Raw genomic sequence first — 24,419 nt, 5'->3', positions numbered from 1 at the left:
GCCTGGCTTACGACTTTGTCAGGTTGGCCGTGCGCGCCGCGTCGCCGGCATCGGGGCTGGTCATCGCGTCAACGGCGGACGGGGGGGGGGGGCGTCATCGCCCGGCGGCGGTCGTGGGGGAACGACAGCAGCACGCGGGTGCCGGTGCCCTCCTCGCTGGCCAGGCCCACGCCGAGCCCCATGCGCTCGCACATGAGCGCCACCAGGTACAGCCCCATGCCGGTGGCCGAGCCCTGGTCGCGCCCGTTGGCGCCGGTGAAGCCCCGCTCGAACACGCGCGGCACGTCCGCCGCCGGGATGCCGCGGCCGTCGTCGCGCACCTCCAGCACCGTGCGCTCGTGCGGCGTGCCCTCCTCTTCCACCCGCGCGGTGAAGGCGATGGTCGACGCGCCGTACTTCGCCGCGTTCACCACCACCTGGCCCAGGATGAACACGAGCCACGGCTCGTCGGCCAGCACGCGGCGCGCCTCGGGGATGTCGATGTCGGGCGCCACCGATCGCTCGATGAGGAAGCGCGCGTTCTTCTTGCACGCCTCGCGCACGGCGGCGGCCAGGCACACCTCGCGGATGGCGTAGTCGTTGGACAGCGACGTGGATCGCGCGTAGTAGAGCGCCTGCTCCACCTGGGACTCGATGCGCTCCAGCTCGCGCGAGAGCTTGGCGGCCTGGGCGCCGTGCATGCTGGCCAGCATCAGCTTGGCTGCGGCGATGGGCGTCTTCGTCTCGTGGATCCACAGCTCCACGTACTCGCGGTAGTTCTGGGCGCTGGCCTGGGCGTCGCCCGTCTCGGCGTTGGCCAGCTGCGCGATTCCCCCGGCCACCTGGTAGGCGATGCGGCCCTCCAGGAAGGGCGGCTCGGCGATGAGCGCGGGGAAGTGGCCGGCGCTGCGCAGCTCGCGCACCAGGTCGGCGGCCTCGCGGTAGAACCGGGCGCGCCGGCGGTAGTCCAGGGTGAGGGCGGTGCCGGCGCACAGGGCGATGAACCCCACCACCAGCAGCGTCCCCTGCACGCTCACGCCCAGGGGCAGCAGCATGCAGGCGGTGCCCAGCAGGCAGAACGCGAGGATGCCCAGGGTCGCCGCGCGGTCGACGAGGTAGGCGCCGGGGCCGAAGCGGTCGGGGCCTGACGCGAGGTCGTCCTCGTCGGCGCGGCGCCAGGGCAGACGGGCGCCGCGGGCGTCCTGCGCGTCGCTCATACCTGGTATCCCTGGCCGCGGCGGGTGGCGAGGAAGTCCTCGGGCACGCCGAGCGACCCGAGCTTCTTGCGCAGGCGGTTCACGTTCACGGTGAGGGTGTTGTCGTCGATGAAGGCGTCGGATTCCCACAGCTCGCACATGATCTCCTGGCGGCTGATGACCATCCCGGGGTTGCGCATGAGGATGTGGAGGATCCGCAGCTCGTTGCGCGTGAGCTCGGTCGTGCGGCCGCCGAAGGACACGGCGCCGGCGCCGACGTCGAGCCGCACGCCGCCATGCTCGATGACCAGCTCGTCGCGCCCGGCCGAGCTGCGGCGGATGACCGACTGGATGCGCGCGATGAGCACGGCGGGGGAGTAGGGCTTGGTCACGTAGTCGTCGGCGCCCAGGTTCATGCCCATGACCTCGTCGAACTCGCTCTCGGACGAGGTGAGCATGATGATGGGCACGTCGCTTCTCGCGCGGATGTCGCGGCAGATGCCGTGGCCGTCGGTGCCGGGCAGCTTGAGGTCGAGCACCACGCAGTCGGGGCCTGCGGCCAGGGCCTGGGCCGCCGCGGTGCCGAAGGAGGTGCAGCACGCCACCGAGAACCCCTGCAGCTCCAGCAGGTGCGCCAGCTCGGTGCGCAGCGCCTCGTCGTCCTCGATGATGTAGATGCGGCTCACGGCCCCTCCCTCCGATCGCGCCCATTGTACCCTGCCGCCCCGCGTCCCCGCGAACCTTACGCAAAAGTAAGCCCCGCCTCCGCCCCGCGCCCCTCGGCCCGCCCTCTCCCTCGAAAGCGCGCCGAGGACACGCTCGTCCGCGGCGGCTGTCGCGCGCGCTCGCGGGGGCGCCCGGCCGCCCCCGCGCCCTGAAGAAACCTTTAAGGTTGGTTGCGCGCCCGCCAAAGACGCTTACTATGGTTCCCGAAGTTTTTCCGAGGAAAGGAACCGGGGATGAGAGAGCTTCCCTCCAACCAGCTGGACCCGCGCATAAAGAACGTGTGGCGCATCAACGACGCCATCTGGATCGCCGTCGTGTTCCTGTGCTGCTTCGTTCCCTTCGGCATCGCCACGCTCGTCGAGCCCGAGCCCTGGCTGCTCATGGTGCTCGCCGGCATCGCCATCGCCTTCGCGGTGCTGCTCATCCTGTTCGTCGTGGTGCTGCCGCCCATCCGCTACATGCGCTGGCGCTACGAGCTCTCGCCCGAGTACCTCGACATCGCGCGCGGCATCGTGTGGCGCAAGCGCTTCATCATCCCGTTCATCCGCGTGCAGAACACCGACACCAAGCAGGGCCCCATCATGCGGGCCTTCGGCCTGTCGAGCGTGACCGTGTCCACCGCTGCCGGCGCCCATGAGATTCCCGGCCTGGACGTGGCCGCGGCCGACGAGCTGCGCGACCGCGCCGCCGAGCTGGCCCGCCTGGCCCGGGAGGACGTGTGATGGCGGAGAACAACTCCAAGCGCGCCTTCGGGGGCTCCGCCGCCGAGCCGCCGGCCGCGCCCGTGCAGCCTGCGCCTGTGCGGTCTGCCGCTGCTCCGACCGCCGCGCCCGCGCCCGCTCCGGTGGCCGCGCCCGCCGCGTCCGTGCGGTCCGCCGCTGCTCCGACCGCCGCGCCCGCGCCCGTGCAGCCGCCCGCGCTCGCGCAGCCGGCCCCCGCGCCCGCCGGCGAGGAGCCGCGGCAGCACGTGCACCACAGCTACATCTGGCTGGGCGGCCTGCGCGCGGGCGTGGCCGTGCTGTTCGCGATAGCCGTCTCGGCGTTCTCGTCCATCGCCAGCCTCATCTCCGGCATCCAGCGCGCGACCGCCGGCGTGGACTTCGGGTTCGGCGTCTTCGTGGCCATCGCCGTGGCCGCGGGCGGCTTCGTGGCGGTCATGGCCGTCATCTTCCTCATCCACTGGCTCGCGTACCGCAACCTGTGGTACCAGCTGGGCCCCGAGGAGTTCAACCTCTACAGCGGCGTGATCTCGAAGAAGCGCGTCCACGTGCCCTACCAGCGCATCCAGTCGGTCGACCAGAAGGCGACGCTGCTCCAGCGCGTCTTCGGCGTGTGCACCGTGTCCATCGACACGGCCGGCGGCGCCAACAACAAGGCCGTCATCGTGCCCTACCTGGCCAAGCAGCAGGCCGAGGTCCTGCGCGCGGGGCTGTTCGCCCGTAAGCAGTGGCTCGCCGCCGGGGGCGACCCGGCCGCCTTCCCGGCTCAGGCCGTCGCGGCCGCCATGCCCGTCGCGCGCCCGGTGCCCGGCGCGCCCGCCGCGCCCGGCGCCCAGCCCGCCTACCCGGCCGCCGCTGGCGCCTACCCCGCCGCGGCCGCCGCGCCCCAGGCCCCCGGCGCCCAGCCCGGCAACGTGCTCGACATGCCGGCCGGCGTGTGGGACGACGTGGGAGGCCTGTTCGCTGGCACCGCCGTCGACACCGGCCGCGTCACCTACGAGTACGGCCTCACCAACAAGGAGCTGCTGCTCACCGGCTTCTCCAACAACACGGCCTTCGTGGTGGTCATCGTGGCCATCATGGGCGCCGTCGGGCAGTTCGCCGACGTGCTGTTCGACCTCATCCCCGGCTCGGGCGACGCGGCGGTGGACGCCGTGGTGTCCGCGGCGTCGGGTCCGGCGGCCGGCGGCCTGGCGGCGGTGATCTTCGCCGCGTTCATCGGCGGCTCGCTCGTCCTGTGGCTGCTGTCGGCTCTCGGCTCGTGCCTGTCCTACGGCGGCTTCCACGCCCGCCGGCGCGACGACCGCATCGAGGTGGAGCGCGGCCTGCTCCAGCACCAGTTCCAGGGCGTGAGCATCGACCGCGTGCAGTCGGTCATCATCAAGCAGGGCTTCGTCCGGCGCCTCATGGGCTGCTGCGAGGTGTCGCTCGGCAAGATCGACGCCATGGCCGAGGGCGATAGCAACCAGAACTCGGTCAACCAGGGCGTCCTGGTCATCCACCCCTTCGTGAAGACGTCCCGCGTGCCCGACATCCTCACCGGCCTGGTGCCCGAGTTCTCGGGCCTGCCCACCGACGCCCATCGCGTGGCCCCCGTGGCCCTGCGCCGCGGCCTTATCCGCCGCTGCCTGTGGCAGGGCTCGGGCTTCTGGCTGGCGGTCGTCGTGCTCATCTGCCAGGTGGGGCTGCACCTGCTCATCGCGACCGAGGCGCCGGAGGAGGCCTGGGCGCTGCCCTACCTCGACGGCGGCTGCCTCGTGGGCTACCTGTTCGCGCTCGTGCTGCTCGTCGTCGACGCGGTGGGCACCGTGCTGTGGTTCCGCGAGTCGAGCTTCGCCGTGAACGAGCGCTTCATGCAGGTGTCCAACGGCGGCATCTCGCGTGAGACGGTCAGCTTCCCGCGGCAGAAGATCCAGTTCGGCACGACCAAGACCAATCCCTTCCAGCGCCTGGCCCGCACGGCCACCCTCTCGGCCCGCACCGCCGCGGGCGTGGGCGGCACCACCATCCGCCTGATCGACGTGGGGGAGGAAGACGCCCGCGCCTGGCTCGCATGGCTCAAACCGGGGGGAAATGTGCTACAGTAGCCCCCATGAGCAAATCTTCCGCGGATAAGGCGGGCGGCCGAAGTAGCCGCTCGTCCAAGGCCTACCTGACGGTGGCCCCCGCCGGCGCCCCCGCGTCGGGCGGCTCGGTGCCGGCTCCCGCGACGGGCGGCCGGCGCGCCAAGCGCAGCGCGCGCGAGTACACCCTCGGCGAGGAGATCGCCAACTCCGTCACCCACGGCATCGGCGCCTGCCTGGCCGTGGCGGCCCTCGTGGTGCTCATCGTCAAGTCGGTCATGGACGGCGGCGGCATCCTCCTGTTCGCGGCGCTCGTCTACGGCATCTCGCTTCTGCTCGAGTACCTCATGTCCACCCTCTACCACGCCATCGCCCACGAGGGCGCCAAGCGCGTGTTCAAGGTGCTCGACCACAGCTGCATCTACCTGCTCATCGCCGGTTCCTACACGCCCTTCTGCCTGGTCACGCTCGGTCAGGTCGGCGGCGTGTGGCTGGCCGTGTTCGTGTGGGCGGTCACCATCGCGGGCATCGCCTGCGAGGCGTTCTGGACGTTTCGGCCCCGCTGGGTGTCGGCGCTGCTCTACGTGCTGCTGGGCTGGAGCGTCGTGTTCTTCCTCCCGCAGCTGTGGGAGCTTTTGGCCGCGCCGGGCTTCTGGCTCCTGGCGGCGGGCGGCATCAGCTACACCGTGGGCGCCGTCTTCTACGTGCTGAAGAAGGTTCCCTACATGCACTCCGTCTTCCACGTCTTCGTGCTGGCGGGCAGCGTGCTGCAGTTCCTCTCCATCATCCTGTTTGTGATCTAGCGAAAAGGCGACCATGGACAAAGACAAGGCAACGGAAAAGACCGCTGACAAGAGGGGATTCCTCGACTTCTTCGGCGTCGGGCGCCACCAGCCCGTGTCCGAGGAGGAGATCAAGGACATGGTGGCCGGCGCGGGCGAGCTGCTCGATGACGAGAAGCGCATGATCCACGACATCCTCGACCTGCGCGACCTGACGGCCCGCGAGATCATGAAGCCCCGCGTCGACATGATCTTGGTGGAGGACGCCGAGACGGGCCGCGCCGCCCTGGAGCGCATGCGCGGAACCGGTTATTCGCGGCTGCCGGTGTACCACGACGACATGGACGCCATCGTGGGCATCGTGCACTACAAGGATCTCATCGGCCCGCTCATGGACGGCCGCATCGACGACCCGGTGACCAAGTTCATGTACGAGCCCATGTTCGTGCCCGAGACCAAGGACGTCATCCCGCTGCTCTCCGAGATGCAGGAGCAGCGCCAGCAGATGGCCATCGTGGTGGACGAGTACGGCGGCACCGACGGCCTCATCACGGTGGAGGACATCGTGGAGGAGATCGTCGGCGAGATCATCGACGAGACCGACCGCGACCGCGACCCGGTGACGCTGCTGGGCCCCGGCAGCTGGCGCGCCGACGGTGGCCTGCCGGTGGACGACGCGCTCGAGCTGGGCTGGCCGGTGGCCGAGTCCGACGACTACGAGACCATCGCCGGCTGGCTCATGGACACGCTCGACTTCGTGCCCAAGACCGGCGACGAGTTCGAGGTGGACGGCTTCTCCTTCAAGATAGAGAAGATGCGCCGCTCGCGCATCTCGACCATCCGCGTCACCAAGCGCTAGTGCGCCCCCGCCGCCGCTCGCCGACGGCGACTGGCGGCGCCCTGCGGGAAAGTTGTGGAGACGCGTTCGCAGGCCGCGAAAACCGTGGCGCTCTCACCTGCGCACTCTTAGCCGACTGCGTTTGTCAAGCGAACAAAACATGAATCGTTACCATCAGGTTTTGGCCCCGGGCGCCCTCCTACGGTAGAATACGGAGTACTGAAAAACGCATATCGAGCCGTTCGGCAGCACACCCACACCCAACCTAACACGCTGTCACCGCCCACGGGCGGTTGGTCGTGTGCGCTTAGGTTTAGGGAAAGGGAGAGGCTGAGGCGAATGGTCGCTAGGCGTAAAAACACGGGGAGGGGCTTCGTCGGCGTGTTCGCCGCGGTCGCCTGCGCCTCGCTGTTCGCCGCCGGCTGCTTCGGCTTCGGCATCGCGTCGGCCGGCAGCGCCGGGGCCGACGCCACCTCCTTCGGCCTGGGCGGCACGAGCGACGCCGTCGTCCTCCAGGTGAGCGACGCCCCCACCCAGGCGGCCGCGCCCGCCGTGTCCGAGGGGCTCGCCATCCAGTCCGGCGCCCAGCGCGACGTGTCCCAGGGTTACCAGGAGATTGAGGCCGAGGAAGAGGCCGCGCGCATCGCGGCCGAGCAGGAGCGCATCGCCAAGGAGAAGGCGTGCCTGCAGCAGGTCGCCGACGCCAAGGCCGCCTACCTGGCCCGCTACGGCAGCCTGCCCGTCGCCGACGTCGACTTCTCCATGGGCCGCGACGCCTTCATCGCCGAATGGACCGACCGCATCAACGACTACCTGGCCGGGTTCCCCCTGGCCGGCCACGGCGAGACCTTCGCCACCGCCGCGTGGGACTATGGGGTGGATCCCCGCTGGTCGCCCGCCATCTCCAACACCGAGAGCACTCGCGGCTCGGTGTGCTTCAGCCCCTACAACGCCTGGGGCTGGGGCCAGTCCGCGTGGTCTGACTGGGATTCCGCCATCCGCGCGCACGTGAAGGGCCTGGCCAACGGCTACGGCTACACCATCAGCTACGCCAACGCCATGAAGTACTGCCCGCCGAACTACGACAACTGGTACCGTGACACCCGCAACGAGATGGGCAAGATCTAGGCTCGCGCGCAACGGGGCACTATACTGAGGGGGCTCGGATGATTCCGAGCTCTTTTTTCGTGGAAGAGGATGCGAATGAGCAACGTCATCGTCATCGGATGCGGGCGCGTGGGCTCGCAGCTGGCCAACATGCTGTCCGATAACGGCAGCAACGTGTGCGTGATCGACCGCTCGGCCGACGCCTTCGCCAACCTGGGCCGCAACTTCAACGGCTCGACCATCCAGGGCGTCGGCTTCGACGAGGACGTGCTGATGCGCGCCGGCGTCGAGGAATGCGACGTGCTGGCCGCCGTCACCCAGTTCGACAACGCCAACCTCATGTGCGCCGAGGTGGCCAGCCGCCTGTTCGACGTGCCCCACGTCATCGCGCGCCTGTACAACCCCGACCACGAGCGCGCCTACATGCAGCTCGGCATCGACTACGTGTGCGGCACGTCGCTGGTGGCCGAGGACGTGTTCAGCAAGATCGTCTCGGGCCACGGAGCCCATATCGAGACGTTCGGCGAGTTCGAGGTGCTGCGCTTCTCGCTCGACCTGTCCTGGCGCGAGAACTCCAAGACCATCCGCGTGTCCGAGATGGAGCGCGACCACGAGGTGTGCATCGTCGCCTTCGAGCGCGCCGACGGGTCGGCGTCGTCCATCCCCACGCCCGACTCGGTGCTCTATGCCGGCGACACGGTGCTCGCTTGCGTCCACCACGACCTCATCGGCGCGTTCAGCAAGTATATCCAGGACTAGGCCCGGCGGGCGCCCGCGCGCGGCGGGCCGCCTCGCAGGGCCCCATCGGGAGGAGCCCCCATGTACATCGTTATCTCCGGCGGCGGCAAGATCGGGTCGTACTTGGCCACGGTGCTGCTGCGCAGCGGCAACGAGGTGGCCGTCATCGAGGAGAAGCTGGCCACGGCCGACCGCCTGTCGGTGGAGCTGGAGGGCAGCTACCTGGTCATCCACGGCGACGGCTGCGACTCGCGCTACCAGGAGGACGCGGGCATCCGCCAGGCCGACGTGTTCGTGGCCACCACCGGCCAGGACGACAACAACCTGGTGTCGTGCGAGATCGCCCAGCGCGTGTTCAACGTGCCGCGCTGCATCGCCCGCGTGAACAACCCGAAGAACCTGCGCATCTTCCGCGAGGTGGGCATCGAGTGCGTGTCGTCCACCACCCTCATCGCCAACCTCGTCGAGGAGGAGGCCCTGCTCGGGTCGGTCAGCGTCGTGTCATCGCTCACCCACGGCAACGTGGCGCTCACCGAGGTGGTGGTGCCGCGCATGAGGCACCACTCCAACGAGGCCGGCATCGTGCTCGACTCCATCCCCATGCCCGAGGGCTCGCTCATCGCCGCCGTCGCCACCAAGGACGACGTGGAGGTGGCCAGCGAGGACCTGGTGCTCTATCCGGGTGACAAGGCCATCGTCGTGGCCGACAACGACGTCCTCGACGACGTCCGCGCCATGTTCCGCGGGCTCTGACGTGGTACTCTTTCCCCGCCGGCAAGCAAGAGAAGGGATCGCCTCCGCATGATCAACCGCTACACCCGCCCGGAGATGGGCCGCATCTGGGAGCTTCAGAACAAGTTCGCCATCTGGAAGGAGATCGAGGTGCTGGCCTGCGAGGCCCAGGCAGAGCTGGGCCAGGCGGGCATCACGCGCGAGGAGGCGCAGTGGATCCGCGACCACGCCGACTTCACCGTCGAGGAGATCGACGAGATCGAGAAGGTCACCAACCACGACGTCATCGCCTTCACCACCTGCATGGCCGGCTACATCGACGCCGACGTGCCGGAGGGGCGGGACAAGCCGAGCCGCTGGGTCCACTACGGCATGACCTCGTCCGACCTGGGCGACACGGCGCTGTCCTACCAGGTCACGCAGGCGTGCGACCTCATCATCGAGGACATCCGCGCCCTCGGCGAGACGTGCAGGCGCCGCGCCTTCGAGTTCAAGGACACGCTGTGCGTGGGCCGCACCCACGGCATCCACGCCGAGCCCATGACCTTCGGCATGAAGTTCGGCAGCTGGGCCTGGGCCCTCAAGCGCGCCCTCACGCGCATGGAGCAGGCGCGCGAGGTGGCCGCGACGGGCGCCATCTCCGGCGCGGTGGGCACCTACTCGTCCATCGACCCCTACGTCGAGCAGTACGTGTGCGAGAAGATGGGCCTCACCTCCGACCCGCTGTCCACCCAGGTGCTCGCCCGCGACCGCCACGCCCAGGTCATGGCGGCCCTGGCGGTGACGGCCTCCACCCTTGAGTCCATCGCGCTGCAGGTGCGCCTGCTCCAGCAGTCCGACGTGATCGAGGCCGAGGAGCCCTTCGCCAAGGGGCAGAAGGGCTCCTCGGCCATGCCGCACAAGCGCAACCCCATCACGGCCGAGCGCGTCTGCGGCCTGGCCCGCGTGGTGAAGGCCAACGCGCAGGTGGCCTTCGACGACGTGGCGCTGTGGTACGAGCGCGACATCTCGCACAGCGGCGCCGAGCGCGTGGCCCTGGCCGACAGCTTCACGGCGCTCGACTACATGTTCGGCAAGATGCAGTGGATGCTCGACGGGCTCCAGGTCTACCCGGCCAAGATGGAGCACAACCTGTGGCGCACCAAGGGCCTCATCTTCAGCTCGAAGGTGCTGCTGGCCCTGGTGGACGCCGGGCTCACGCGCGAGGACGCCTACGTCATCGTGCAGCGCAACGCCATGAAGGTGTGGGAGGACATCCAGAACGCCGTCGACGGCCCCACCTACCGCGAGCGCCTCGAGGCCGACGACGAGGCCGCCGCGCTGCTGCCCCCCGCCAAGCTCGACGAGATCTTCGACCCCTGGGACTTCCTCACCCGCATCGACACGGTCTTCCAGAGGCTGGAGGGGCTGGAGTTCTAATCCCCCGCGCACCCCGCACCCAGAGGAGGGCCGGCATCCGCCGGCCCTCCTTTTTTGTGCAGCACTTCTTTCTAAAATGGCCGGAATCGACGGTTTGACGACGCTTTGGGGCCGAAAAGGGCCCCTTCCGGGCCGCCCCGCCGCCAACAGCGCCGAGGCTGAAGCCCGTGACCTGGGGATACGCCGATTCCCGCCCAGCGAGCGCAAGACCTGCTGTCGTCAAACCGTCGATTCCGGCCATTTTGCAACGTGAAGCTGCGCCCCATCGTGTCGTCGAGCGGGGCGCGGTGTGACAGGGTGTGGCGTTGGGGCGCTCCGGGGCTATTCGACGGGGGACCAGACGCGGACGAGGCAGTGCTTCTGGGGGTCGCCCTCGAGGGGGGTGTAGTCGATGTTCGAGAAGGTGACCACGCGGCTGCCGCTGCCGGTGGAGGCCAGGTAGTCGCCGTAGTCGTCGGTGCCGTTCTTCACGTCCAGCGTGAAGTAGCGCTTGGTGGCGGGGTCGATGCCGCACACGGCGCGCGTCGACTTCACCATGAACCACTTGCCGCACCACGCCGGCGGCGCAGTGGGGGTGCGCGGGAAGCGGAACCATGGCGCATCGCCGTAGGCGGCCGCGCCGGCGGCGTCCAGGGCGCGCAGCGGCGAGGTGTCGGCCTTCCCGTCGTCGTCCTCGGGCGCGGCGGGCGCGCTCACGGTGACGGGGGACGCCGGCACGTAGGTGCCCAGGTTCTTGATGCCGTCGCCGTAGTTGTAGATGGCGTCGAAGGCGAAGCTGAACCCGGTGGGCCCGTAGCCGGCCTCGAGCGGGCGCATGGAGGAGGGGAGCACCACGGCGTCGGTGACCTCGGCGGTGGCGGCGTCCAGGCGCGTGAGCTGGTAGTACGTGCCGTTCGTGTCGGCGCGTGGCGTGATGACAACGCCGCCTTCCACCGCGCAGGGGGGCGCGCACATGCGGCCGTTGGACGAGTAGGCCTCCTCGACCTGGGAGCTGCCGAAGGCCGCCCGCTTGAGGAGCGACGCCTCGGTCTTCTTGGGCCCGTCGAGCCGCGGGAGCACCTGCCACCAAGCGTAGTCGCCGGAGGCGGCCAGCGTGGGCATCTCCCAGTCGGTGGTGCCCTCCTCCAGCAGCACGGGGGTGCCGATGGAGGCGCCGTCGCCCGGGGCGGCGTAGACGCGCCACAGCCCGTCGAGGATGTCGGCCTCGGCCCACACCATGCCGCGGGCGCAGGCGCGCACGTCATACACCTCGAAGCCCTCGTCCTGGCCGACGGCCTGCTTGAGCACGGTGCTCACGGTGCCCGATGTCAGGGACAGCAGCCCGACGGTGGACAGCGGGCGGCCCTGGTCGGTGGGCATGAGGCAGGCGGCCACCGTGTCGTCGCTGGCCCACACCAGGCTGCCGTAGGGCAGCTCCTTGGCGACCATGAGGCCCATGACGGTGGCGGAATCCTCGATCTGCTCGCAGTCCTCGGACGTGAAGACAGCGCTCTCGGGCACCTTCAGCGTGGACACCCCGCCGCCGCTCGACGACGCGGCCTTGGACGCCGCGTAGCCTCCGCCGCCCAAGACGGCTAGGGCCGCCAGGCCGGCGGCGCCGTAGAGGAAGTGGCGGCGCGTCAGCAGCACCTCGCGGCCGCCGGGCAGGGTGACGTGCGCGCCCTCGCCGGCGGAGCCGTCCGCCGCGTTGCGGCGCTGGGGGGCCGCCTTGGGCGCAGTGCGATGGGCCGCGCGGGAGCGGCTGGCGCGGGCGGCGCTGGGGCCGGCGGCTATGGGGTTTTTGCTATGGCCGCCCCGGGGGGCGGCAGACGCGGCGCGGGGCCTGGTGCCGGCGGAGCGGCGGGAGGGCGAGGCCGACGCGCGCACGTGCTTGGTCCTCTTCTGTGGCATGGCGCTATTGTGTCATTTCACGCACAGGTGCCAGGCCCCTTCCGGGCAATTGCTACAATAAACGCAAACACGACCTTACTGGTAACTTACGCCGCTCCGCGGTGCTCGCGGGGCAGCTGCCATGAGCCCGGACGAGAACCTGAGGAGAGCATATCACCATGAGCAACGAAACCCGCCGCATCCTCCTCGTGGAGGATGAGAAGGCCATCCGTGACGCCGTCACCGCCTACCTCGAGCGCGAGAACTACTGGGTCACCGCCGTCGGCGACGGGCAGGAGGCGCTGGAGGAATTCCAGAAGCACCACTTCGACCTGGTCATCCTCGACCTCATGCTGCCCCGCGTGCCGGGCGAGCGCGTCTGCCGCGTCATCCGCGACACCTCCGACGTGCCGATCATCATGCTCACGGCCAAGGGCGAGGTGGAAGACCGCATCATCGGCCTGGAGCTGGGCGCCGACGACTACCTGGTGAAGCCCTTCAGCCCCCGCGAGCTGGTGGCCCGCGCCCGCGCGCTGCTGCGCCGCGTGCACGCCGATTCCGAGCCTCAGCGCGAGGTGCTCGAGTTCGGCGAGCTCACCATCGACGTATCCGGCCACAAGGTGCTCGTCTCCGGTGAGGAGATCGACCTCACGGCCAGCGAGTTCAAGCTGCTTACCACGCTGTCGCGCTACCCGGGTCGCGTCTATTCCCGCATGGAGCTGGTCGAGAAGGTGCTCGGCTACGACTTCGAGGGCTACGAGCGCACCATCGACTCGCACGTGAAGAACCTCCGCGCGAAGATCGGCGACAACCCGCGCAGCCCCAAGTGGCTGCACACCGTCCACGGCGTCGGCTACCGCTTCGAGGATCCCACCAAGAGCGCCTCGTAAGGCGGCCCCGTGGAAGGCAAGCGGAAGTTCGCCTGGTCGAGCTTCTCCTACACCACGCGTGTCACGCTGGCGTTCGCTCTGATCGCCGCCATGACGGCGCTCGTGGCCATCGGCGTGGTGTCATTCGTGTGGGAGCAGCACTTCCAGACCTACACCACCGACAACATGCGCAACACGGCCCATCTCACGGCCCAGCGCATCGCGACCATCTACAAGCGCACGGGGGACCTGTGGAACCCCGAGACCACCAAGCCCGCCGCCCAGGTGGTGGAGATGACCACGGGCGTGGGCGTGAAGGTTATCGACGCGGGCGGCGGCACGCCGTTCGACTCGTCCATCGTCATCAACGAGGAAGCCGACGGCATCCAGCGCTCGTTCGAGCCGACCGACGCCTCGCAGATCGCCATGGCCAACATCGAGGTGGACAACGTGGTGGTGGGCTCGGTGCGCATCTGGGTGTACGGGTCTGATACGCTCATGCGCCAGCCTGACCAGGAGTTCCGCGACAACTCGTACCAGGCCATGGGCATCGCCGCCCTGGTCGCCATCGGCCTGGCCTCGTGCATCGGCTTCCTCTTCGCGCGCAACCTGGTGGCGCCCATCAACCGCATGACCACCACGGCCCGCGCCATCAAGGAGGGCGACCTGTCGGCCCGCACCGAGCTGCACGGCGAGGACGAGATCGCGCGCCTGGGCGAGACGTTCGACGCCATGGCCGACTCGGTGGAGAAGGATCGCATGCTCGAGCGGCGCCTCACCACCGACGTGGCCCACGAGCTGCGCACGCCCCTCATGGCCATCCAGGCCACGGTCGAGGCGATGGTCGACGGCGTCTACGAGGCCGACGAGGAGCGCCTGGTGACGGTGAACTCCGAGGTTCAGCGCCTGTCGCGCCTGGTCGACGCGCTGCTGCGCCTGTCGCGGCTCGAGAACCGCGCCAACCCCATGAAGGAGGAGGTCGTCAACGTCGGCGAGCTCATCGAGGGCATCGTCGTCACCCACGAGATGTTCGTGGCCGATTCCGGCCTCACCCTGAACTACGAGGCGCAGCCCGACGTGTACGTGATGGGCGACCCCGACATGATCCGCCAGGCCACGGCCAACCTCATCTCCAACGCCGTTCGCTACACCCCCGAGGGCGGCTCCATCGACGTGCGCGTGCGCAAGGGCGACATCATGGCGTCCATCGCGGTGCAGGACACCGGCATCGGGCTGTCGCGCGAGGAGGCGAAGATGGTGTTCTCGCGCTTCTGGCGCGCCGACGCCGGCCGCACCCGCGAGAGTGGCGGCTTGGGCGTGGGCCTGGCCGTGGTGAAGGAGATCGTCGACCGGCACGGCGGCTGGGTGCAGGTGGAGGGCGAGAAGGGCAAGGGCGCCTGCTTCACCATCCACATCCCCCTCTACGACGAGGAGCGCGCCCGCACCCGCGAGAAGGCCCAGGCCAAGGAGGCCGCCAAGCAGGCCCGCGCCGCCAAGCAGGGAAAGGCCAAGGCCCACAACAGCGGCAAGATCGGCTAGCGCGGGAGGCGGTGCGTGCGGAGCTGCGCGCCCCGCGCCTTGCCCCCGCCTCCCGCGCTCATCGCCCCTTCCTCGCATCTCTTGCGAAAAATACCGGCATTGTGCCGCTCCCCCGGGCTTCTTGCGCGATAATGACTTTTTGCGCGTGCGCGCAGCATAGGAGCCGAGAGGGAAGGTCCATCATGGCGGGAGTCGACATCAAGCCCGATGCCCAGGGCAAGGTTCGCGATCTGTACGATCTGGGCGACAGGCTCTTGCTGGTCGCCTCGGACCGCATATCGGCGTTCGACTACATCCTCGACGATGAGATCCCCCACAAGGGCCAGGTGCTCACGCAGCTGTCGTGCTTCTGGTTCGACCTTTTGGGTGACGTGGTGGACAACCACCTCATCTCCGCCGACGTGGCCGACCTGCCCGAGGAGTTCCAGCCCTACGCCGACTATCTGCGGGGCCGCTTCATGCTGGTGCGCAAGGCGAAGATGTTCCCCATCGAGTGCGTCGTGCGCGGCTACCTGGCCGGCAGCGGCTGGGACGAGTACCAGCGCGAGGGAACCGTCTGCGGCATCGAGGTGCCGCAGGGCCTGGCCAATGCGGCGAAGCTGCCCGAGCCCCTCTTCACGCCCTCGACCAAGGCCGCGGTCGGCGACCACGACGAGCCCATCAGCTTCGAGCGCTGCGCCGAGCTGATCGGCACCGACGAGGCGACCGCCCTGCGTGACCTGGCCGTGCGCGTGTACCAGGCCGCCGCCGAGCGCGCCGCCGAGAGGGGCGTCATCATCGCCGACACCAAGTTCGAGTTCGGTGTCGTCGACGGCAAGATCGTCCTGGCCGACGAGGCGCTCACGCCCGACTCGTCGCGCTTCTGGCCCGCCGCCACCTACGAGGAGGGCGTCGACCAGCCCAGCTTCGACAAGCAGTTCGTCCGCGACTGGCTGAACGCCAACTGGGATAGGACCGGCGCGCCGCCGCGCCTGCCCCAGGACGTCATCGACGCCACGTCCGAGAAGTACATTCAGGCCTACGAGGCGATAACCGGCCGCGCCTTCGAGCGATAGACCCAAGGAGAATCATGTCCCAGCGAAACCCGATGAACGAGCGTTACCAGTCCGAGGATCACCAGGGCAAGACGCGTAAGAGCGCCGCGTCGGCCAAGCCCAAGAGCAAGGCCGCGGCCTCGGTGGTGGTGCAGGCCTCCACCAAGACGCCGCAGCAGAAGAAGGCCGAGGCCAAGGCCGCGCGCCGCAAGGCCCAGGACGAGCAGCGCCAGCTCGACCGCAAGTACTACAACCCCGACACCAAGGAGTACAAGCGCCTGCGCCGCCTGTGGTGGGGCCTGCTGGCCGGCGCCATCGTCTGCACGGCGTCGTCGTTCTTCCTGCGCGAGCCGCTGGGCGACGGCGCGTCCATGGCCATCATCCTGGTTGCGTACGCGCTGATCATCGCCGCGTTCTACGTCGACTTCTCCAAGATCCGCAAGGAGCGCCGCAAGTACCAGGAGCGCATGGTGGCCCTGGAGGCGAAGCAGAAGAAGGAGGAGCGCGCCGCCGCCCGCGCCGCGTCCCAGGCGGCTCAGGCCAAGAAGGGCTCGGGCAAGAAGGCGAGCCGCAACCCCAAGGTGCAGCAGGCGGCCGCCGAGGCCCATGCCGCCGAGGCTGCCGCGGCCGAGGAGGAGGCCAAGGCCGAGGGCGACGACAAGCCCAAGCGCCGCGGGCTGTTCGGCAGCGGGTTCCGCCTGTCGAATCGTGAGAAGATGAACGAGGAGAAGGCCGCCGAGAAGGCCGAGCGCGCCGCCGAGAAAGCTGCGAAGAAGGCCGAGAAGGCCGCCGCCGAGAACGCCGCTGACGCCGACGCCGAGCCGGCCGACGCCAAGTAGCGCCCGCTTTCCGTCTGACGTGAGAGGGCCCCGCAAGCTCGGCTTGCGGGGCCCTCGTGTTTGCGCGGCGCTGGCCGGCGCGGCCGGCGCCCGCCAGGCACAGCGCGCAGCGCGCCGGCCGGGCGCCTGGCGGCAGGGGAGGGGGCGGCCCCTAGGCCTCTTCCTCCACGATGACGAACTCGGCTTCGTCCTCGGTCTTCTGGGCGACGAGCATCTGCTCGAACATGGACGCCGTCTGCGAGAAGTCGCTCGGCAGCACGACGGTGGCCTGGCGGCCGTTGCGGGCGAACTCGCTCATCATGTCGGTCCACTGCGTGAAGATGAACAGCTGGTTGGCCTCGGCGGCCGACACGCCCGAGCTCTTGATGACGGCCAGCGACTCGGAGATGCCGTCGGCGATGGCCTTGCGCTGGGCGGCGATGCCGCGGCCGGCCTGCTCCATGGCCTCGGCGCGGGCGCGGGCCTCGGTGACCACCTTGATGCGCTCGGCCTCGGCGAGCGACTGGGCCGCCTCCTTCTCACGCTGGGCGGAGTTGATGCGGTTCATCGACTGCTCCACGTCGGCGGGCAGGTCGATGGACGTGATGAGGGTGGACACCACATCGTAGCCGTAGTCGACCATGAGGTCGGACACGGTGCGGTTCACGTCCGACGCGATGGCGTCCTTCTTGTCGAACACCTCGTCGAGCGTGTACTGCGGCACCGACGAGCGCAGCGCGTCGATCAGGTACGACCGCATCTGCGACACGGGGTTGGCCAGCATGTAGTAGCTGCGGTAGATGCCGGACTGCTGCGGCGTGGCGCCGGGCGCTGTGCTCACGCGGTACTGCGCGGCGATGGCCATGGTGACGGTCACGTTGTCGCGCGTCTTGGCGTCGATGGCGAACTCCTCCTGGCGGGTGCGCAGGTCGACGCGGGCGGCGATGACCTCGATGAGCGGAATCTTCACCCGCAGGCCCGCGCCGGTGACGCGGTTGAACTTGCCCAGGCGCTCGATGATGACCGCCTTCTGCTGGGGAACGATGAACAGGCTCATCCAGCCGAGCAGGGCGAGCAGGACGACGATGACGATAAGGGTTATCACGGCAGCCTCCGTTCCTTGGGGGATCTACCTGATTGTACCCGATCGAGGGCGCCGCCCACGGCCTCGCCGATCATCTCTCCCACCACCTCGCCGACGGCCTGGGCGGTGATGGCGGCGCCCTGCGCGGCCCGGCCGGCGTTGGCGGCGGCGACGTTGGCCGACACCTCCACGTAGCTGCGCACCGCGTCGAAGACCACCGCGCGGTCGGCGCCGTCCACCCGCAGCGCGGCGTTGGTCAGCAGGCCCAGCGCGTGCGGGCCGCCGGCCAGGAAGTCCAGGGCGTCCTCGGCCCCCGACGCGTCGATGGCGCGGAACAGCGCCTCGACCACCTGCTGGCGCTCGGCGTCGTCGTAGCGCGAGAGCCACACCCGCAGCGTGGCGGCGGTGTCCTTGGTGGCGTCGGGCAGGTCGTCCAGATAGCGGAAGTCGTGGTCGCCGTCGTCGACCTCCCAGGTGAACACCGAGTGCTGCGCGATGCCCTTGGCGCTGCTGGGCGCCACTCGCAGGGGCGCCTGGGAGTCCAGCAGGATGCCCACCAGCGAGCTCTCGGGCACCACCTTGTGCAGCTTCCCCAGCACCGGCGCGTAGTCCTCGGCCGTGAACAGGCCGTCCTTGAAGCCGGGGCCGTCCAGGATGAACACGCGCTCCAGCCGCTCCTGCACGGCGGGGCTGGCCTTGAGCGCGGCGTACTCGGCCAGGTTGCCGCCCTTGGAATGGCCGCCCAGGTAGATGCGCCGCGGCAGGTGCGGCGCCATGGTCTCCAGGTAACGCAGGGCCTGCTCCTGGGCCGGCACCGGGGCGGAGAACGTCATGTTGAAGTCCTCCTTCCAGCCGGTGCGCGACGTGTCGGTGCCGCGGAAGCCGATGAAGGCGAAGTCGCGCTTGTAGGTGAGCGTGACGGCGGCGAACTGCGTCTCGCGCTCGACGTCGAACAGGCTCAGGTAGGCCGACGCCGTCATGGCGCGGAACCGGGGGCTCGCGGCCAGGGCGAAGAGGTTCTGCTTGAGGCGGTCGGGGTCGAGGCCGGTGAACATGGTGGGGAAGTCCTCGGCGCGCAGCAGGTCGCAGAAGTGAGCCGGGCGCCGCCGCGGGCCCAGAGCGTTGCGGACGACGGTGCGTACGTCGGCGAAGTCGGCGCGCTCGTGGAGGGCGGGGATGACGCCCTTGCCGCGCACCATGGCGAACTGGGTGAGCGCGGCGGCGTCGAGCGGGTTGAAGGGCTCGCGCTCGAAGGTGGCGAACTGGGTGTCCAGGTAGTCGAGCAGATAGGGCATGGCGGGAACTCGCATTCACGGGAAGCTGACCGATTCTCTCAGCTTCCCAGTGTAAGCGCCCCGCCCGCCGCGCCCCCGCCCGCCCCGCACCAGTCAGCAGACCGTAACGCGAAGCACGCATTCGGAGATATGCGCGGTGGGGGGGGGTCAGTGGCGCGGGGGCTCGTCGTCCCCTGGCTCGGGCGGCCAGTCGACGGCGCGTCGCCGGGGCGGCAATCCGTCGCGTCGGCGTTCGGCTGCGTCCTCCTCGTCACGCGCCGCATGGCGCGCGGCCGCGACGATCATGCCCCCGAGCGCGACGAGGGCGACGCCCCCGGCGAGGGGTGAGAGCTGGCGAGTCACAGGCATCACCTGAATTCCAACGAAAGCCGCAGGACAGAGGTGGGGACGGATGGGGAGATTATAGCCTTCGAGCGGAGGCGCGATGGGGGGGCAGCAGCGCGGGTTCATACTCTCGGGCGCATGACGGGGGCGGGGCGGCGCGGCACAATGGGCGTGTTACGACCGACGAGGAGGGGGATCCCATGAACGAGACGCGCCAGCTTGCGGACTACATCGCCGACTTCGACGTGGCGGAGGTGCCCGCCGAGGTCATCGACAAGGCGAAGCTGCACCTGCTCGACCAGATCGGCTGCCAGATGGCGTTCGCGACGCTGCCGTGGGGGAAGGCCGCCTGCCGCTACGCCCTGGCCGACGGCGCGCGCGGCGACAGCACCATCGCGTACTACGGCGCGCGGACTTCCATGGAGAAGGCGGCGTTCGCGAACGGCCTGTTCGGCCATGGGTTCGAGATGGACGATGACGACGAGTCGTCCACCAGCCACCCGGGCGTGTGCGTCATCCCCGCGGCCCTGGCGGTTGGCGAGCGCGTGCTGGCGAGCGGGCAGGATGTCCTCGGCGCCATCATCGTCGGCTACGACGTCATGATCCGCTGCGCCCATGCCGCCCGCAAGATGCACGAGCGCCACTTCCACGAGACGGCCGCCGCCGGCACCTTCGGGGCGACGGCGGCTGCGGCAAAGCTGCTGGGACTTTCCGCAGACCAGGTGGCGAACGCCCTGGGCATCGCCGCCAGCGAGTCGAGCGGCATCACCGAGCACACCTGCACGGGCGGGTCGGTCAAGCGCGTCAACGCAGGTTTGGCGGCCAGCAACGGCGTCCGCGCCGCGCTGCTCGCGCAGCTCGGCATCACCGGGCCGACTGAGGCGCTGGAGGGCAGGAAGGGCTGGATCCGCGCCTTCGCCGACGACGAGGAGTGCGACCCTGCCAAGCTCGTCGAGGGGCTGGGCGCGGACTACAAGATCATGCAGGTGGGCATGAAGCCCTACTGCTGCTGCGCGGGCATGCACGGGGCCATCGACGCGGCCGAGAAGATAAGGCGGCGAGGCGTCACCGCTGACGACATCGCGTCCGTCGCCGTGATGATGCGCCCGCGGGAGACGCGCGACATCGGCGGGACCGTCGAGCCGCAGGACATCACCCAAGCCCAGTTCAGCGCCCAGTTCGGCGTCGCGCTGCGCCTGGTGCGGGGCTCTAACGGCTTCTACGACTACACGATGGAGGCGGTGGGCGACCCCGCCGTGCGCGAGCTGTGTCGCAACATCATCTGGGAGGTAGACGAGGACGACACGTACCTGGCGGGGAGCGCTGCGCCGGCGCGCGTGACCGTGACCCTCAAGGACGGCACCGTGTACCAGGAGACGGTGAACAACGCGCGCGGCACCCTGGGCAACCCCATCGGATGGGATGGCACCATCGAGAAGTTCCTCGACCTTGAGCGGGGCTGCGTCCCCGACGAACAGGCCCGCGCGCTGGTCGCCGCCGTCCGTAGCCTGGACGCGTCCCCCGACATCATCCGCCTCACCAGTCTGATGACCGCCTAGCGCCTGCACCGGCGGGCAAACGCGGAGGGGCCCCGCGCCGGCTGGCGGCGCGGGCCTCCGCGTATGTGGATGCGCGAGAAACCATTCCTCATAAGGAATAATTTTCTATAGTTACAAAGATATAAACTATTCCGTATTCAGAATGATAAACTGGGCGAGACGATGGAGGTCTGCGAGGAGGAGGCGGCGTTGATAACCACCCAGGAGGCGGCGCGACGGCTGGGGGTAAGCCCTCGGCGCGTGGGCGCCCTCATAGCGGAAGGCCAGCTCAAGGCCGAGAAGTTCGGCCGTGCGTGGATGGTGGACGAGGCCTCGGTGGCGCGCCGTCAGGCGGCGCCGACGCACGCGGGGCGCCCCAAGATGGGGGAGCGCGACGCGGGCAACCTGGGCGCCTACACGCTGATGAGCCGTGATCACGCGGTGCTCGACTTCACCTACAACCATCGCACGGGCGAGACGGCCGACCTGGTGGAACGTGAGGGCATCGCCTGGCGCCCCCTCGGCGTCGGGCGCATCGACCGGAAGCCCAACCGCTACGATCTGGCCGCCTGGCTGGCGGCGCGCTCCATCCCCGCGGTGCGCCCCAACTTGGCGACGGCCCTGCGTGCCCTCGGCGCCCGGTCAGCCTCCGATCTCATGTTCGAGTCGCTCGGCCTCAGCCTGTCCGATCAGTATTGGCTCAAGCCACGGGATGCCGACGTGGATTGGCGCGAGGTGAACTACTTCGAGAACGGCTACGAGGAGGCGTTCGGCGATGCGCTGCTGGCCGGCCTTCCGCCGGCGGTCGGCGCGAAGCCGACGTTCTCGCCCGATGCGGCCACCAACGGCATGCTGGGGAAGGCCTGGGTGCGTCGCGACGGCGTCGACTGCCTGATGAAGGCGGGATCGGGTAACGAGAACCGCGAGCCATACAACGAGGTGCTGGCCACGCGGCTGCTCGGAAGGCTGCTCGGGTCAGGGGATTTCGTGGCCTATGAGCTGACGGAGCGGGGCGGCCGTGCCTTCTCTCTGTGCGCGACCATGATCGCGTCCGACGAGGAGCTCATCGCTGCCGAGGACGTGCGCACGGCGTTCGGCATCAGCGGCGGGCGGGACTTCCACGGCGCATACCTGCGAGCGCTCGGCGAGCTGGGCGTTTCCGATGCCCAGCTCGCCGTGGACAAGATGATCGTGGCCGACTTCCTGATGGCCAACTTCGATCGACACACCCATAACTTCGGGCTGATCCGCTCGGCGGAGAGCCTGGACGGCTACCGGGTGGCCCCCCTCTACGACCACGGCTGCGGCTTCTTCAGCCGCGCGACCACGGCCGAGCTGGAGGCGCGGCCCTACCAGTGGGAGAGCAATCCCTTCCGCGAGTACCCGTCGCAGCAGCTGGCCCTGGTCGACGACCTCTCCTGGTACGACCCGGGGGTGCTTGACGGGTTCGAGGAGGACATCGCCGAGGTGCTGGGGTGGAACCCCGCGCTCGACGAGCGTTTCATCGCCGCCGTCCAGCGCCAGGTCGCGCGCCAGATTCGCGCGGTGAACGACCTGGCGGCCGAGCGCGGCCTCATCGTCGCCGGCTGGTAGAAGCGAGGGGCCCCGCGCCGGCTGGCGGCGCGGGGCCCCTCGTGGGTGCGGGCAAGCGTGTGCGTGTGCGCGTGCGGGCGCCGGCGTGGGCGGCTAGTCGGCGAAGATCTCCTTCTCCACCACCAGCTCGTTCTTGATGTGGCCGACCAGCTTCTGCAGCGCGTCGATGCAGTTGGGGCGGATGTCGGCGCCGATGAGCACGTACATGAGCGAGTCGCCCACCTCGCAGCGGCCCTCGTTGAGCCAGGTGCGCACATAGTAGACGCCCGGCCAGGTGAGCGCCTCGGCCTCGGCCGCGGCCAGGCCCTCGGCGTCGTAGGAGAACTCGACGGCTACCACATCGCCCAGGCCCTCGACGCCCTCGCGCACCTGCTTCTTGGGCGTGATGCGCACGACGCCGTTATGGGTGAGGAACATGCCGCACTGGGCCGCCGCCGGATCGGCCTTGGCCTCCTTGAGCCACTGGTCGACGGAGGGTTCGGTCTTCGCCATGGTATTCCTTCCTTCCCGCCTGGGGCGCGCGGTGCGCGGGGTCAGGCGCGTTCAGGGGACGTTTATCGCGAATATTATACGGAAAGCCCTGCTTGTTCGACGCTTGAAACATTGGCCTTGGTACCATGGGCGGACATCGGTTTGACACGGCGGCGGCCGCGGCGCGGCACAGCGCGCGACGCCGCGCTACGAGAGAAGGGCCCCTATGTCACTCCCAGCCTCCGACCTCACCAAGCAGCCCGACCAGCGCACCACCATGGACCTGGGCGCGGTGCTGCCCTGCACCGCCGAGGTGCGCGACGACCACCTGTTCATCGGTGGCGTCGACATGGTGGAGCTGGCCCGCGAGCAGGGCACGGCACTCTACGTCTTCGACGAGGCCGACCTGGTGGGCCGCATGGAGGCGTACCGCGACGCCTTCCGCAGCCGCTACGAGAACTCGGACGTCATCTACGCGTCCAAGGCGTTCCTCAACAAGGAGGTCGTGCGCCTGGCCGAGCGCGAGGGGCTGTGCCTGGACGTGTCGGGCGGCGGCGAGCTGGCCTGCGCCCAGAGCGTCGGGTTCCCCGCCGAGCGCGTGTTCGTCCACGGCAACAACAAGACCCCGCAGGAGCTGGAGGAGGCCATCTCCGCCGGCGTGGGCCGTATCATCGTCGACAGCCGCATCGAGCTGGCGCGCGTGTCCGAGATAGCGGGGCGCCTGGGCGTCACGCAGGACATCTACATGCGCATCACCCCGGGCGTGGAGGCCGACACCCACGAGTACATCCGCACCGGCTGCGAGGACTCGAAGTTCGGTTTCACCATGCTGGAGGACTTCGCCTACAAGTGCGTGACCGACGTGCTGGCCGCGCCGAACGTGCGCCTGGCGGGCCTGCACTGCCACATCGGCTCGCAGATCTTCGCGCTGCACTCCTTCCGCGAGGCGGCGCAGGTCATGGTGGAGTTCATGGCGCGCATCCGCGACGGCTACGGCTACCTCATCGAGGAGCTCGACCTGGGCGGCGGCCTGGGCATCGCCTACACGGCCGACCACGAGCCGTCCTCCATCGACGACTTCGCCGAGGTCACCTGCGCGGCGGTGCGCGACTTCTGCGGCGAGCACGACCTGCCGCTGCCGCGCCTCCTGGTGGAGCCGGGCCGCAGCCTGGTGGCCAACGCGGGCGTCACCCTGTACACCGTGGGCATCCTGAAGACGCTGCCCGGCATCCGCAAGTACGTGGCCGTGGACGGCGGCATGTCCGACAACATCCGCACGGCGCTCTACCATGCGGAATACGAGCCGGTTATCGCCAACAAGGCCGGCCAGCCGCGCACCGAGATCGTCACCCTGTGCGGCAAGCACTGCGAGAGCGGCGACGCCGTGGTCATCGACATGCCGCTGCAGCACCCGGACCTGGGCGACATCGTGTGCGTGTTCGGCACCGGCGCCTACAACATGACCATGGCTAGCAACTACAACGGCCAGCCCCGCCCGGCGGTGGTCTTCGTGCGCGACGGCCAGGCCCGCGTGGTCACGCGTCGCGAGACGTATAATGACCTCTACGCGAGGGACATCTAGCGGCTGGGGCGCCACGCTCCGCCGATGAGGGGGAAGGCGGCGAAGAGGAGGCCGCCCGCCCCGCGCCCGCGCGGCGCGCATTCGAGTGAGACGACCGGGCACCG

21 protein-coding genes are annotated in these 24,419 nt (G+C 69.4%); 15 read left to right on the top strand and 6 right to left on the bottom strand.

The window, feature by feature from the left end:
- Nucleotides 1-68 precede the first annotated feature (68 nt).
- On the bottom strand, nt 69-1,196 hold the full coding sequence (locus LPT13_RS00470; protein WP_242162450.1) for a sensor histidine kinase: 1,128 nt from the start codon (nt 1,194-1,196) through the stop codon (nt 69-71).
- On the bottom strand, nt 1,193-1,861 hold the full coding sequence (locus tag LPT13_RS00465) for a response regulator transcription factor (RefSeq protein ID WP_242162448.1): 669 nt from the start codon (nt 1,859-1,861) through the stop codon (nt 1,193-1,195). The genes LPT13_RS00470 and LPT13_RS00465 overlap by 4 nt, the downstream gene beginning before the upstream one ends.
- 273 nt (nt 1,862-2,134) lie before the next feature.
- On the opposite strand from LPT13_RS00465, the gene LPT13_RS00460 reads away from it, so the two are divergent.
- From LPT13_RS00460 to purB, 8 genes are all read left to right on the top strand, one after another.
- The gene (locus tag LPT13_RS00460; protein WP_242162446.1) at nt 2,135-2,623 is read left to right on the top strand and encodes a PH domain-containing protein; all 489 of its coding nucleotides are present in this window, start codon (nt 2,135-2,137) and stop codon (nt 2,621-2,623) included.
- On the top strand, nt 2,623-4,707 hold the full coding sequence (locus LPT13_RS00455; protein WP_242162444.1) for a PH domain-containing protein: 2,085 nt from the start codon (nt 2,623-2,625) through the stop codon (nt 4,705-4,707). Before LPT13_RS00460 ends, LPT13_RS00455 begins: the two co-directional genes overlap by 1 nt.
- 5 nt (nt 4,708-4,712) lie before the next feature.
- Nucleotides 4,713-5,486 carry a PAQR family membrane homeostasis protein TrhA gene (trhA, locus tag LPT13_RS00450; RefSeq protein ID WP_242162442.1) on the top strand — a complete coding sequence of 258 codons (774 nt, stop codon included), beginning with the start codon at nt 4,713-4,715 and terminating at the stop codon, nt 5,484-5,486.
- A gap of 13 nt (nt 5,487-5,499) precedes the next feature.
- Complete coding sequence (locus tag LPT13_RS00445) at nt 5,500-6,324, top strand: hemolysin family protein (RefSeq protein WP_242162440.1); 825 nt, start codon at nt 5,500-5,502, stop codon at nt 6,322-6,324.
- Nucleotides 6,325-6,642: 318 nt separating this feature from the next.
- Nucleotides 6,643-7,431, top strand: coding sequence for a CMP-2-keto-3-deoxyoctulosonic acid synthetase (locus tag LPT13_RS00440; protein ID WP_242162438.1), 789 nt, complete (start codon nt 6,643-6,645; stop codon nt 7,429-7,431).
- Between the two features lie 75 nt (nt 7,432-7,506).
- On the top strand, nt 7,507-8,169 hold the full coding sequence (locus LPT13_RS00435) for a potassium channel family protein (protein ID WP_242162436.1): 663 nt from the start codon (nt 7,507-7,509) through the stop codon (nt 8,167-8,169).
- A 60-nt stretch (nt 8,170-8,229) separates the two neighbouring features.
- A complete protein-coding gene (locus tag LPT13_RS00430; RefSeq protein WP_242162434.1) occupies nt 8,230-8,901 on the top strand; it encodes a potassium channel family protein in 672 nt (223 codons plus the stop codon).
- Nucleotides 8,902-8,949: 48 nt separating this feature from the next.
- Complete coding sequence (purB, locus tag LPT13_RS00425) at nt 8,950-10,299, top strand: adenylosuccinate lyase (RefSeq protein ID WP_242162432.1); 1,350 nt, start codon at nt 8,950-8,952, stop codon at nt 10,297-10,299.
- A gap of 321 nt (nt 10,300-10,620) precedes the next feature.
- On the opposite strand, the gene LPT13_RS00420 is transcribed toward purB, so the two are convergent.
- Nucleotides 10,621-12,189 (bottom strand): Tat pathway signal protein, encoded by a 1,569-nt coding sequence (locus LPT13_RS00420; RefSeq protein ID WP_242162430.1) that lies wholly within the window; start codon nt 12,187-12,189, stop codon nt 10,621-10,623.
- Between the two features lie 158 nt (nt 12,190-12,347).
- On the opposite strand from LPT13_RS00420, the gene LPT13_RS00415 reads away from it, so the two are divergent.
- The 4 genes from LPT13_RS00415 (at nt 12,348) to LPT13_RS00400 (ending at nt 16,449) form a co-directional block, all read left to right on the top strand.
- Nucleotides 12,348-13,058 carry a response regulator transcription factor gene (locus tag LPT13_RS00415; protein WP_160708077.1) on the top strand — a complete coding sequence of 237 codons (711 nt, stop codon included), beginning with the start codon at nt 12,348-12,350 and terminating at the stop codon, nt 13,056-13,058.
- A gap of 9 nt (nt 13,059-13,067) precedes the next feature.
- A complete protein-coding gene (locus LPT13_RS00410; protein WP_242162428.1) occupies nt 13,068-14,576 on the top strand; it encodes a sensor histidine kinase in 1,509 nt (502 codons plus the stop codon).
- A 182-nt stretch (nt 14,577-14,758) separates the two neighbouring features.
- On the top strand, nt 14,759-15,631 hold the full coding sequence (locus LPT13_RS00405; RefSeq protein WP_242162426.1) for a phosphoribosylaminoimidazolesuccinocarboxamide synthase: 873 nt from the start codon (nt 14,759-14,761) through the stop codon (nt 15,629-15,631).
- Nucleotides 15,632-15,645: 14 nt separating this feature from the next.
- Nucleotides 15,646-16,449, top strand: coding sequence for a hypothetical protein (locus LPT13_RS00400; protein WP_242162424.1), 804 nt, complete (start codon nt 15,646-15,648; stop codon nt 16,447-16,449).
- A 151-nt stretch (nt 16,450-16,600) separates the two neighbouring features.
- On the opposite strand, the gene LPT13_RS00395 is transcribed toward LPT13_RS00400, so the two are convergent.
- Together LPT13_RS00395 and LPT13_RS00390 are read right to left on the bottom strand one after the other, a co-directional pair.
- Entirely contained in the window at nt 16,601-17,533 is a 933-nt protein-coding gene (locus tag LPT13_RS00395; RefSeq protein ID WP_242162422.1) for an SPFH domain-containing protein, read from the bottom strand.
- Nucleotides 17,530-18,807: an Mbeg1-like protein gene (locus LPT13_RS00390; RefSeq protein ID WP_242162421.1), complete on the bottom strand. Its 1,278-nt coding sequence runs from the start codon at nt 18,805-18,807 to the stop codon at nt 17,530-17,532. The genes LPT13_RS00395 and LPT13_RS00390 overlap by 4 nt, the downstream gene beginning before the upstream one ends.
- Nucleotides 18,808-19,331: 524 nt before the next feature.
- Here LPT13_RS00390 and LPT13_RS00385 point away from each other — a divergent pair.
- Nucleotides 19,332-20,690, top strand: coding sequence for an MmgE/PrpD family protein (locus LPT13_RS00385; protein WP_242162419.1), 1,359 nt, complete (start codon nt 19,332-19,334; stop codon nt 20,688-20,690).
- A gap of 162 nt (nt 20,691-20,852) precedes the next feature.
- The gene (locus LPT13_RS00380) at nt 20,853-22,262 is read left to right on the top strand and encodes a helix-turn-helix domain-containing protein (protein WP_242162417.1); all 1,410 of its coding nucleotides are present in this window, start codon (nt 20,853-20,855) and stop codon (nt 22,260-22,262) included.
- 93 nt (nt 22,263-22,355) lie between these two features.
- Here LPT13_RS00380 and LPT13_RS00375 read toward each other — a convergent pair whose 3' ends face one another.
- On the bottom strand, nt 22,356-22,754 hold the full coding sequence (locus tag LPT13_RS00375; RefSeq protein ID WP_242162415.1) for a molybdenum cofactor biosynthesis protein MoaE: 399 nt from the start codon (nt 22,752-22,754) through the stop codon (nt 22,356-22,358).
- 205 nt (nt 22,755-22,959) lie between these two features.
- On the opposite strand from LPT13_RS00375, the gene lysA reads away from it, so the two are divergent.
- Entirely contained in the window at nt 22,960-24,315 is a 1,356-nt protein-coding gene (gene lysA / locus LPT13_RS00370) for a diaminopimelate decarboxylase (RefSeq protein WP_242162413.1), read from the top strand.
- Nucleotides 24,316-24,419: the final 104 nt, after the last annotated feature.

Source organism: Adlercreutzia faecimuris (assembly GCF_022669055.1).
Lineage (GTDB): Bacteria > Actinomycetota > Coriobacteriia > Coriobacteriales > Eggerthellaceae > Enterorhabdus > Enterorhabdus faecimuris.
This window is presented reverse-complemented; position numbering and strand designations above follow the sequence as displayed.

Coding starts and splice junctions, on each gene's coding strand:
- LPT13_RS00470 (WP_242162450.1), bottom strand. CDS start 1,196: ATGAGCGACGCGCAGGACGCCCGCGGCGCCCGTCTGCCCTGGCGCCGC.
- LPT13_RS00460 (WP_242162446.1), top strand. CDS start 2,135: ATGAGAGAGCTTCCCTCCAACCAGCTGGACCCGCGCATAAAGAACGTG.
- LPT13_RS00455 (WP_242162444.1), top strand. CDS start 2,623: ATGGCGGAGAACAACTCCAAGCGCGCCTTCGGGGGCTCCGCCGCCGAG.
- trhA (WP_242162442.1), top strand. CDS start 4,713: ATGAGCAAATCTTCCGCGGATAAGGCGGGCGGCCGAAGTAGCCGCTCG.
- LPT13_RS00445 (WP_242162440.1), top strand. CDS start 5,500: ATGGACAAAGACAAGGCAACGGAAAAGACCGCTGACAAGAGGGGATTC.
- LPT13_RS00440 (WP_242162438.1), top strand. CDS start 6,643: ATGGTCGCTAGGCGTAAAAACACGGGGAGGGGCTTCGTCGGCGTGTTC.
- LPT13_RS00435 (WP_242162436.1), top strand. CDS start 7,507: ATGAGCAACGTCATCGTCATCGGATGCGGGCGCGTGGGCTCGCAGCTG.
- LPT13_RS00430 (WP_242162434.1), top strand. CDS start 8,230: ATGTACATCGTTATCTCCGGCGGCGGCAAGATCGGGTCGTACTTGGCC.
- purB (WP_242162432.1), top strand. CDS start 8,950: ATGATCAACCGCTACACCCGCCCGGAGATGGGCCGCATCTGGGAGCTT.
- LPT13_RS00420 (WP_242162430.1), bottom strand. CDS start 12,189: ATGCCACAGAAGAGGACCAAGCACGTGCGCGCGTCGGCCTCGCCCTCC.
- LPT13_RS00415 (WP_160708077.1), top strand. CDS start 12,348: ATGAGCAACGAAACCCGCCGCATCCTCCTCGTGGAGGATGAGAAGGCC.
- LPT13_RS00405 (WP_242162426.1), top strand. CDS start 14,759: ATGGCGGGAGTCGACATCAAGCCCGATGCCCAGGGCAAGGTTCGCGAT.
- LPT13_RS00400 (WP_242162424.1), top strand. CDS start 15,646: ATGTCCCAGCGAAACCCGATGAACGAGCGTTACCAGTCCGAGGATCAC.
- LPT13_RS00390 (WP_242162421.1), bottom strand. CDS start 18,807: ATGCCCTATCTGCTCGACTACCTGGACACCCAGTTCGCCACCTTCGAG.
- LPT13_RS00385 (WP_242162419.1), top strand. CDS start 19,332: ATGAACGAGACGCGCCAGCTTGCGGACTACATCGCCGACTTCGACGTG.
- LPT13_RS00380 (WP_242162417.1), top strand. CDS start 20,853: ATGGAGGTCTGCGAGGAGGAGGCGGCGTTGATAACCACCCAGGAGGCG.
- LPT13_RS00375 (WP_242162415.1), bottom strand. CDS start 22,754: ATGGCGAAGACCGAACCCTCCGTCGACCAGTGGCTCAAGGAGGCCAAG.
- lysA (WP_242162413.1), top strand. CDS start 22,960: ATGTCACTCCCAGCCTCCGACCTCACCAAGCAGCCCGACCAGCGCACC.